Genomic DNA, 8981 nt, shown 5'->3' with positions numbered 1-8981 from the left:
CCTGACAACACCGAAGGTGTTTTGGGGATTTGAGAGGGTTTCAGAATGAAAAACAGCTTGTTCAGGATTGAAGACAGAATTTGTCTGGCGGCAACAGCGCGGTGGGACCACCTGAACCCATGCCGAACTCAGCAGTGAAACGCCGTAGCGCCGATGGTAGTGTGGGGTCTCCCCATGTGAGAGTAGGACACTGCCAGACATCAATTTATAAGTGTTGCCCATTTGGCAACACTTTTTATTTATTTAGTATTTGCTGATATGGCTCAGTTGGTAGAGCACACCCTTGGTAAGGGTGAGGTCCCCAGTTCGAATCTGGGTATCAGCACCATGAATAATATGTTCGGCAAATACAACAGAATTTGCTTGGCGGCGATAGCGCGGCGGTCCCACCTGACCCCATGCCGAACTCAGCAGTGAAACGCCGTAGCGCCGATGGTAGTGTGGGGTCTCCCCATGCGAGAGTAGGGAACTGCCAAGCTTTAATATCCAGTCAAAAGGCCACTCAATATGAGTGGCCTTTTGCATTTCTAGTTCTTTTTTATTTTCATCAACAGATAGGTGTCAGGTAACTACTACTTATCTTTCAAATATAGAGTCTGGTAGACTACGACTTAAATTACCCTATTGAGTTTGAAATGAATGTCTGTCTGTCAATCTACTCAACTAAAAGCGTTTAACACGTTTGGCCTTTTAGCCAGTGCTGATCATATTGGTATAGCCACTTCTATTAAATCGCTTTTGGCTTTATGGCAAGAAGCAATGGAAAAGGATCATCCTATTTTATTATTGGGAGGAGGAAGTAACATCCTTTTCACCGAAAATTTTAAAGGTACTGTGATCTTAAATCGTATTCTTGGTATCAATATACAAGAGTCAGATACTGCATGGCACATTCATGTTGGTGCAGGTGAAAATTGGCATGAACTGATTACTTACTTATTTAAACAACGGATCTATGGTTTGGAAAATTTAGCCTTGATCCCTGGAAATGTTGGCTCTGCTCCAATCCAGAACATTGGAGCATATGGTGTTGAATTTAAAAATGTCTGTGAGTATGTGGATTTTGTTGAGCTGAAAACAGGTAATTCAATCCGTCTAATGGCGAATGATTGTCAATTTGCGTATAGAGACAGCATCTTTAAGCATCAATACAAAGATGGTTATGCTATCACAGCAGTCGGTTTACGTTTGAATAAGAAATGGGAACCTATTTTAACTTACGGTGCCTTAGCGCAGTTCTTACGAGAAAAAGTCACACCAGAACAAATATTCGATGCTGTGTGTGAAATGCGCCAGAGTAAGTTACCAGAGCCTGCGTTGATGGGTAATGCAGGCAGTTTCTTTAAAAACCCTATTGTATCGATTGAGTTAGCATATAGGATTAAGTCTGAATATCCCAACTGCCCTCAATACCCTCATGATGAGCATAGCGTAAAGATTGCAGCGGGTTGGCTTATCGAACAATGTCAATTGAAGGGTTATGCTATTGGTGGTGCTGCCGTACACCTGAAACAGTCATTAGTATTAATTAATAAAGGTAATGCAACGGGACAAGATGTCATTACCTTGGCTGCTTATGTACGTAGTAAGGTTGCAGAAAAATTTAATATCTTCTTAGAGCCTGAGGTACGCTTCATTGGCAGTATAGGTGAAATAGACGCAGTGGAATGTATTTCATGAAAGATCTTAGTATCCCATTAAAATTAATTAAAGTGTTATCTGATGGTGAAATTCATTCAGGCCAACAACTTGGTCAGGAATTGGGAATGAGCCGAGCAGGAATCAATAAACATATTCAAACTATTCGTGAATGGGGAGTAGAGGTTCTTACTCTTCCAGGCAAAGGTTACCGCTTTCCTGCCCTAATGAATCTTCTGGATAAAGAAGTTATTGAAAACTATCTTCCTAATGATCACATTGAAGTAATACCTGTCATTGATTCCACTAATCAATATGTTCTGGAAAATTTAGCTGAACTCGATTCAGGAGATGCTTGTGTTGCAGAATATCAATATGCCGGTAGAGGGCGTCGTGGTAGAAAGTGGGTTTCTGCTTTTGGTCGCAACTTATATCTATCTATGTATTGGCGTTTAGAACAAGGGCCAGCAGCAGCGATAGGTTTAAGTTTAGTCGTTGGTATTATTCTTGCAGAAGTTCTTAATCGCCAGGGAGCAGAAAGAATAAAAGTAAAATGGCCAAATGACTTATACTTAGATGATAAAAAACTTGCTGGAATATTGGTTGAGCTGACGGGAAAAACAGGAGATGCAGCCCATGTTGTTATCGGAATAGGCATGAATATTTCGATGAGTAGCGATCAACAAAGATCAATTAATCAAAATTGGACTAATTTACAGCAATCAGGAACGATTATTGAACGGAATAAGTTGGTCTCTGAAATCATAATAGAACTTAAAAAATCGTTAATGCAATTTGAAAATGAAGGGCTAACTTCTTTCATTTCCCGGTGGTTTGAATTAGATAATTTTATTAATCGTTCAGTGAAATTAATTATTGGTGATCGGGAAGTTCATGGGATAGCTCGTGGAATAGATCAACAAGGGGCTTTGTTACTTGATATTAATGGTGTTGTTACGCCTTATATCGGCGGCGAAATTTCCTTGCGAGGTTGTTGAATGTAAAGCCGGAAATATTTCCGGCTTTTTGCTTTATTTTCTTAATCTGACGCTTTCGATCGTGTGATTGATGCCTTTCGTCATAATCAAACTAGCTCGTTCTCTCGTTGGTAAGATGTTTTGCTGCAGGTTTAATCCATTAATTTCCCGCCAAATACTCGATGCTACTTTTATCGCTTCTTCTGTCGTTAGTTTAGAATAATTGTGGAAATAAGAATCAGGATCAGAAAAAGCGCCTTGCCGAAACTTAAGAAAACGATTGACGTACCATTGTTTGAGTAATTCTTCCTGTGCATCTACATAAATAGAAAAATCAACAAAATCAGAGACAAATACATGATGTGGCTCATGTGGATAATCCATGCCACTTTGTAATACGTTTAAACCTTCGAGAATAAGAATATCTGGCTTTTCGATAATAAGTTGTTCATGAGGAACGATGTCATAGCTCAGGTGAGAATATACCGGCGCGATGACTTTTTCTGCACCTGATTTTATATCGGCGACAAATTTGACCAAGCTACGCATATCATAGGATTCAGGGAATCCCTTTTTTTTCATTAATCCACGTTCATTTAATATATTGTTGGAGTGTAAAAAACCGTCTGTTGTCACTAATTTGACACGACGATGTTCTGGCCAACGGCTGAGTAGTGCCTGTAATAAGCGTGCGGTTGTACTTTTTCCAACAGCAACGCTGCCTGCTATCCCAATAACATAAGGTATTTTTTGTTCATCTGTCCCTAAGAATTGCTCAAGAACAGCTTGCCGCCGCAAATTGGAGCTAATGTAAAAATTGAGTAGGCGTGACAATGGAAGATAGATTTCAATCACTTCATCTATTGAGATTTCTTCATTGATCCCTTTTAAAGCAGCGACTTCTTCTTCTGTTAATGTTAAAGGCACCGAGTCACGCAATGTGGCCCAATGTTTACGATCAAATTGTAAATATGGAGTTGTCAAAAAAGATTCTTTCTTATTCATAAGCCAACATCTGCCTGTTTATGCAGGTTGGACAGGTTGTTGAGAACACCCGTATCCGACAAAAAAATAAATCTCATCATATCGGTTGCGCCATCGTAGGCGTAGAATTTTTTATAATTTTAGTCATTTTTTTGATGGTAAATGCAAAAATGTATTATTTCTGAGTCTATTGTGACCGTCAGTTTCTTTTTTTTTATCAAGATAAAGACAAGTGTGATACAAATAATTTAAAAAAATAATTGGCAGATGCATTTATTGGTTCTTCCTGTACAAGAGTTGTTTGTTGGATATTTAATCTGAAACTATTGAAAAAAACACCAGAAGCATTAAAAACGATTGTTTTATGAGCGAAAGAACAAAAAAAACAATTTTTTTGTTGCATCGTGGGCCAACTCTTCCTAGAATGCGCAGCACTTGATGCCGGCATAGCTCAGTTGGTAGAGCAACTGACTTGTAATCAGTAGGTCCCGAGTTCGACTCTTGGTGCCGGCACCATTAAAAATTTGGAAAGGTGGGGTTCCCGAGCGGCCAAAGGGAGCAGACTGTAAATCTGCCGTCACAGACTTCGAAGGTTCGAATCCTTCCCCCACCACCATTAACCAGTTTAGATCTTGGGTGTTCTGCTCGAGTTATACTCTAGAAATACACTTAAGATATAGTATACAGCTGATTAAAGTCAGGTCGCCGAGTTCACGCGGGCATCGTATAATGGCTATTACCTCAGCCTTCCAAGCTGATGATGCGGGTTCGATTCCCGCTGCCCGCTCCAAGATGTGCTGATATAGCTCAGTTGGTAGAGCACACCCTTGGTAAGGGTGAGGTCGGCAGTTCGAATCTGCCTATCAGCACCACTTCTCCTGTTGTTACTTCCTGATTTTCTTCCTGTAAATATCTCGCAAGCAATTGCTTGGTTGATGTGGTGAAACCACCGATTCCGTGTCTTAGAGGGACAACCTAATGTCTAAAGAAAAGTTTGAACGTTCAAAACCGCACGTTAACGTTGGTACTATCGGCCACGTTGACCACGGTAAAACTACCCTGACTGCTGCAATCACTACCGTTCTGGCAAAAACTTACGGTGGTAGCGCACGTGCATTCGACCAGATCGACAATGCGCCAGAAGAAAAAGCACGTGGTATCACCATCTCTACTTCTCACGTAGAATACGATACCCCAACTCGTCACTACGCACACGTTGACTGCCCAGGCCACGCCGACTATGTGAAAAACATGATCACCGGTGCTGCTCAGATGGACGGCGCGATCCTGGTTGTTGCTGCAACTGATGGCCCAATGCCACAGACTCGTGAGCACATCCTGCTGGGTCGTCAGGTAGGCGTTCCTTACATCATCGTGTTCCTGAACAAATGTGACATGGTTGATGATGAAGAGCTGCTGGAACTGGTCGAAATGGAAGTGCGTGAGCTGCTGTCTCAGTACGATTTCCCAGGCGACGACACGCCAATTATCCGTGGTTCGGCGCTGAAAGCGCTGGAAGGCGACGCAGAGTGGGAAGCGAAAGTTATCGAACTGGCAGAAGCACTGGATACTTACATCCCAGAACCAGAGCGTGACATTGATAAGCCATTCCTGCTGCCAATCGAAGACGTATTCTCCATCTCCGGCCGTGGTACTGTAGTAACCGGTCGTGTAGAGCGTGGTATCGTTAAAGTCGGTGACGAAGTTGAAATCGTAGGTATCAAAGAAACCACTAAAACCACGTGTACCGGCGTTGAAATGTTCCGCAAACTGCTGGACGAAGGCCGTGCGGGTGAGAACGTGGGTGTTCTGCTGCGTGGTACTAAGCGTGATGACGTTGAACGTGGTCAGGTTCTGGCGAAGCCAGGCTCTATCCACCCACACACTCAGTTCGAATCTGAAGTGTATATCCTGAGCAAAGATGAAGGTGGTCGTCATACCCCATTCTTCAAAGGTTACCGTCCACAGTTCTACTTCCGTACCACTGACGTAACCGGAACTATCGAACTGCCAGAAGGCGTAGAGATGGTCATGCCAGGTGACAACATCAACATGGTAGTTAACCTGATTGCCCCAATAGCAATGGACGAAGGTCTGCGTTTCGCCATCCGTGAAGGTGGCCGTACTGTAGGTGCCGGTGTTGTTGCTAAAGTTATTGCTTAATCTTTAGTTATCAAAAGATTATGAGAAAGAGGAGCTAAGGCTCCTCTTTTTGTATTTTGAGCCACCGAAATTGGTGGTTTTTTTGTTATTCAACAAAATAAAAACAATAATTGAAATGATATTTATTTCTATTTACTATTGCGGGGTTTCTTTTATTTTATAAGCGTGGATAAATTTTGGGTATGGGGTTTTTATCCGACCTAAATAGTCATCAAGAGTGTGTAAATAGTTAAAAGAGTGCTTCCATGTATGTTTGTCTCTGCAATGCAATAAGTGATAAAACCATACGTAATGCTGTTAATCAGCAACATATTCGCTCTATCAGAGAGTTGAGGAATTTTGTTCCTGTAGGAAACGACTGCGGAAAATGTATACGTCAAGCACGTGAAATCATGAATGAGGAAATTGCCCTACTACCTCCAATAAATAATGTTGCCTAAAATAAGCACAATTTTCTTGCAATTACTCTGCCAAATTAGTACTACACTTTAGTTACTGGAAGCGGAGGACCTTGCTATGAAAGGTGATAAAAAAATAATTGCACATTTTAATAAACTTCTCGGCAATGAACTTGTCGCCATCAATCAATATTTCTTGCATGCCCGAATGTTTAAGAACTGGGGATTGATACGTTTGAATGATGTCGAGTATCACGAGTCCATTGATGAGATGAAGCACGCAGATAAATTTATTGAACGTATTCTTTTTCTGGAGGGGGTGCCAAATCTACAAGATTTAGGCAAGCTCAATATAGGCGAAGATGTAGAAGAAATGCTGAAATCTGATCTGGAATTAGAATTACGTGGTGCAAAGGATCTCAGAGAAGCAATCGCATATGCCGATTCAGTTCATGATTATGTTAGTAGAGACTTGATGATAGAGGTGCTTGCTGATGAAGAAAATCATATTGATTGGTTGGAAACTCAACTTGAACTGATAACTAGAATTGGAATACAAAATTACATTCAATCTCAGCTTAGTGAAGAAGAATAGCTATAATTTTGTCGCCCTATAATTTGATGTATATAGGGCGTTTTCTCCCATTTTCTTTCTTATTTTCCTCTTTCTAGTATGTACTTTTTGCATAGATTTCACTCTTAATATTGCTTTGTGAGTAAATTCACGTATAATGCGCGGGCTTACCTACACAGAGTAGGACTGATTTATTATCAGTAATGAGCGGTGATAAATAACCGCCATTTAAAATACCTCCGATATGGGGGTTATGCACAAACGATTACGCTCCCCCATCAACCGAAATGGGTGTGAGGAGTAATCATTTACGTTTATAAAATAGTTGGAGCTCTGGTCTCATGCAGAACCAAAGAATCCGTATCCGCCTGAAAGCATTTGATCATCGTTTGATCGATCAATCAACTGCGGAAATCGTAGAGACTGCGAAGCGCACTGGTGCGCAGGTTCGTGGTCCGATCCCGCTGCCGACTCGTAAAGAGCGCTTTACCGTTCTGATTTCTCCACACGTAAATAAAGATGCGCGTGATCAGTACGAAATTCGCACTCACAAACGTCTGGTTGACATCGTTGAGCCAACCGAGAAAACCGTTGATGCTCTGATGCGTCTGGATCTGGCTGCCGGTGTAGATGTGCAGATCAGCCTGGGTTAATCAGGTCATTGAACGATTGAGAGGTTGAAACAATGATTGGTTTAGTCGGTAAAAAAGTGGGCATGACTCGCATCTTCACTGAAGATGGCGTTTCAATCCCTGTAACTGTTATCGAAATCGAAAATAACCGTGTAACTCAAGTTAAAAACAAAGAGACTGACGGTTATCGTGCAATTCAGGTAACGACTGGTAGCAAAAAAGCTAGTCGTGTTAAGAAAGCTGAAGCAGGTCATTTCGCTAAAGCTGGCGTTGAAGCTGGCCGCATTCTGCGTGAATTCCGCCTGTCAGAAAACGATGCTGAATTCACTGTAGGTCAAAGCATTAGCGTTGAAATTTTCGCTGACGTTAAAAAAGTTGACGTTACTGGTACATCTAAAGGTAAAGGTTTCGCGGGTACTGTTAAACGCTGGAACTTCCGTACTCAAGATGCTACTCATGGTAACTCCTTGTCTCACCGTGTTCCGGGTTCTATCGGTCAGAACCAGACTCCGGGCAAAGTGTTTAAAGGCAAGAAAATGGCAGGCCAACTGGGTAATGAGCGCGTAACCGTTCAGAGCTTAGATGTAGTACGTGTTGACGCTGAGCGTAACCTGCTGCTGGTCAAAGGTGCTGTTCCAGGTGCAACGAACAGTAACCTGATCGTAAAACCGGCTGTCAAGGCGTAACGTCAAGGAGATAGGAATGGAATTGGTAATGAAAGACGCGCAAAGCGCGCTGACTGTTTCCGAAACTACCTTCGGGCGTGATTTCAATGAAGCGCTTGTGCATCAAGTAGTTGTTGCGTATGCAGCTGGTGCTCGTCAAGGTACTCGTGCTCAGAAAACTCGTGCTGAAGTTTCTGGTTCAGGTAAAAAACCATGGCGTCAGAAAGGCACTGGCCGTGCACGTTCTGGTTCTATTAAGAGTCCAATTTGGCGCTCTGGTGGTGTAACTTTCGCAGCGAAACCACAGGACCACAGTCAAAAAGTTAATAAAAAGATGTACCGTGGTGCTCTGAAAAGCATCTTGTCTGAACTGGTACGTCAAGATCGTCTGATCGTTGTCGAGAAGTTCTCTGTTGAAGCACCTAAAACTAAGTTGCTGGTACAGAAACTAAAAGAAATGGCTCTGGAAGACGTGCTGATCGTCACTAGCGAAGTTGATGAAAATCTGTTCTTAGCTGCTCGTAACCTGTACAAGGTTGACGTTCGTGATACAGCTGGTATCGATCCTATAAGCCTGATTGCCTTCGACAAAGTGGTTATGACTGCTGAAGCTGTGAAGCAAGTTGAGGAGATGCTGGCATGATCCGTGAAGAACGTCTGCTGAAAGTACTGCGCGCGCCGCACGTATCTGAAAAAGCTTCTACAGCGATGGAGAAAAGCAACACCATCGTTCTCAAAGTTGCGAAAGACGCGACTAAAGCAGAGATCAAAGCTGCCGTACAGAAACTGTTTGAAGTTGAAGTGGAAGGTGTAAACACTTTGCTGGTTAAAGGTAAAGTTAAACGCCACGGACAGCGTATTGGTCGTCGTAGCGACTGGAAAAAGGCTTACGTCACCTTGAAAGAAGGCCAGAACCTGGACTTCGTTGGCGGCGCTGAGTAAGTCGGAGG

The 8981-nt window shown here is 42.4% G+C and carries 10 protein-coding genes, 5 tRNA genes and 2 rRNA genes; 16 read left to right on the top strand and 1 reads right to left on the bottom strand.

Annotated features, from left to right (window positions below; translation table 11 throughout):
• Positions 1–83: 83 nt before the first annotated feature.
• The 5 genes from rrf (AAY47_RS18335) (at position 84) to birA (ending at position 2636) form a co-directional block, all read left to right on the top strand.
• Positions 84–199: ribosomal RNA gene (rrf, locus tag AAY47_RS18335) — 5S ribosomal RNA — on the top strand.
• Positions 200–252: 53 nt separating this feature from the next.
• Positions 253–328: transfer RNA gene (locus AAY47_RS18330), tRNA-Thr, on the top strand.
• A 34-nt stretch (positions 329–362) separates the two neighbouring features.
• Positions 363–478: ribosomal RNA gene (gene rrf / locus AAY47_RS18325) — 5S ribosomal RNA — on the top strand.
• Between the two features lie 161 nt (positions 479–639).
• Entirely contained in the window at positions 640–1680 is a 1041-nt protein-coding gene (gene murB / locus AAY47_RS18320; RefSeq protein WP_047771713.1) for a UDP-N-acetylmuramate dehydrogenase, read from the top strand.
• Entirely contained in the window at positions 1677–2636 is a 960-nt protein-coding gene (birA, locus tag AAY47_RS18315) for a bifunctional biotin--[acetyl-CoA-carboxylase] ligase/biotin operon repressor BirA (protein WP_047771712.1), read from the top strand. The genes murB and birA overlap by 4 nt, the downstream gene beginning before the upstream one ends.
• Before the next feature lie 33 nt (positions 2637–2669).
• Here the strand turns inward: birA and coaA are convergent, their stop codons facing one another.
• Entirely contained in the window at positions 2670–3620 is a 951-nt protein-coding gene (gene coaA, locus AAY47_RS18310; RefSeq protein WP_047771711.1) for a type I pantothenate kinase, read from the bottom strand.
• A gap of 419 nt (positions 3621–4039) precedes the next feature.
• Here coaA and AAY47_RS18300 point away from each other — a divergent pair.
• The 11 genes from AAY47_RS18300 (at position 4040) to rplW (ending at position 8973) form a co-directional block, all read left to right on the top strand.
• Positions 4040–4115, top strand: a tRNA-Thr gene (locus AAY47_RS18300).
• Positions 4116–4130: 15 nt separating this feature from the next.
• Positions 4131–4215 (top strand) — tRNA-Tyr (locus AAY47_RS18295).
• Between the two features lie 99 nt (positions 4216–4314).
• Positions 4315–4389, top strand: a tRNA-Gly gene (locus AAY47_RS18290).
• A 6-nt stretch (positions 4390–4395) separates the two neighbouring features.
• Positions 4396–4471: transfer RNA gene (locus AAY47_RS18285), tRNA-Thr, on the top strand.
• 106 nt (positions 4472–4577) lie between these two features.
• A complete protein-coding gene (gene tuf, locus AAY47_RS18280; protein ID WP_047770768.1) occupies positions 4578–5762 on the top strand; it encodes an elongation factor Tu in 1185 nt (394 codons plus the stop codon).
• A gap of 245 nt (positions 5763–6007) precedes the next feature.
• Entirely contained in the window at positions 6008–6202 is a 195-nt protein-coding gene (bfd, locus tag AAY47_RS21030) for a bacterioferritin-associated ferredoxin (protein WP_072059828.1), read from the top strand.
• A gap of 76 nt (positions 6203–6278) precedes the next feature.
• The gene (bfr, locus tag AAY47_RS18275; RefSeq protein ID WP_047771708.1) at positions 6279–6755 is read left to right on the top strand and encodes a bacterioferritin; all 477 of its coding nucleotides are present in this window, start codon (positions 6279–6281) and stop codon (positions 6753–6755) included.
• 320 nt (positions 6756–7075) lie between these two features.
• Positions 7076–7387 carry a 30S ribosomal protein S10 gene (rpsJ, locus tag AAY47_RS18270; protein WP_001181005.1) on the top strand — a complete coding sequence of 104 codons (312 nt, stop codon included), beginning with the start codon at positions 7076–7078 and terminating at the stop codon, positions 7385–7387.
• 32 nt (positions 7388–7419) lie between these two features.
• A complete protein-coding gene (gene rplC, locus AAY47_RS18265) occupies positions 7420–8052 on the top strand; it encodes a 50S ribosomal protein L3 (RefSeq protein WP_047771707.1) in 633 nt (210 codons plus the stop codon).
• Positions 8053–8068: 16 nt separating this feature from the next.
• Complete coding sequence (rplD, locus tag AAY47_RS18260) at positions 8069–8674, top strand: 50S ribosomal protein L4 (RefSeq protein WP_047771706.1); 606 nt, start codon at positions 8069–8071, stop codon at positions 8672–8674.
• Positions 8671–8973, top strand: a complete 303-nt coding sequence (gene rplW / locus AAY47_RS18255) for a 50S ribosomal protein L23 (RefSeq protein ID WP_038269605.1) — start codon at positions 8671–8673, stop codon at positions 8971–8973. Before rplD ends, rplW begins: the two co-directional genes overlap by 4 nt.
• Positions 8974–8981: the final 8 nt, after the last annotated feature.

Source organism: Xenorhabdus griffiniae, from assembly GCF_001028135.1.
Taxonomy (GTDB): Bacteria; Pseudomonadota; Gammaproteobacteria; order Enterobacterales; family Enterobacteriaceae; genus Xenorhabdus; species Xenorhabdus bakwenae.
The sequence above is the reverse complement of the archived record's forward strand: the minus strand, read 5'-3'. Positions and strand labels throughout refer to the sequence as shown.

What these genes read in the sequence shown, in the direction of transcription:
- murB (WP_047771713.1), top strand. Translation starts at nt 640, where the DNA reads ATGTCTGTCTGTCAATCTACTCAACTAAAAGCGTTTAACACGTTTGGC.
- birA (WP_047771712.1), top strand. Translation starts at nt 1,677, where the DNA reads ATGAAAGATCTTAGTATCCCATTAAAATTAATTAAAGTGTTATCTGAT.
- coaA (WP_047771711.1), bottom strand. Translation starts at nt 3,620, where the DNA reads ATGAATAAGAAAGAATCTTTTTTGACAACTCCATATTTACAATTTGAT.
- tuf (WP_047770768.1), top strand. Translation starts at nt 4,578, where the DNA reads ATGTCTAAAGAAAAGTTTGAACGTTCAAAACCGCACGTTAACGTTGGT.
- bfd (WP_072059828.1), top strand. Translation starts at nt 6,008, where the DNA reads ATGTATGTTTGTCTCTGCAATGCAATAAGTGATAAAACCATACGTAAT.
- bfr (WP_047771708.1), top strand. Translation starts at nt 6,279, where the DNA reads ATGAAAGGTGATAAAAAAATAATTGCACATTTTAATAAACTTCTCGGC.
- rpsJ (WP_001181005.1), top strand. Translation starts at nt 7,076, where the DNA reads ATGCAGAACCAAAGAATCCGTATCCGCCTGAAAGCATTTGATCATCGT.
- rplC (WP_047771707.1), top strand. Translation starts at nt 7,420, where the DNA reads ATGATTGGTTTAGTCGGTAAAAAAGTGGGCATGACTCGCATCTTCACT.
- rplD (WP_047771706.1), top strand. Translation starts at nt 8,069, where the DNA reads ATGGAATTGGTAATGAAAGACGCGCAAAGCGCGCTGACTGTTTCCGAA.
- rplW (WP_038269605.1), top strand. Translation starts at nt 8,671, where the DNA reads ATGATCCGTGAAGAACGTCTGCTGAAAGTACTGCGCGCGCCGCACGTA.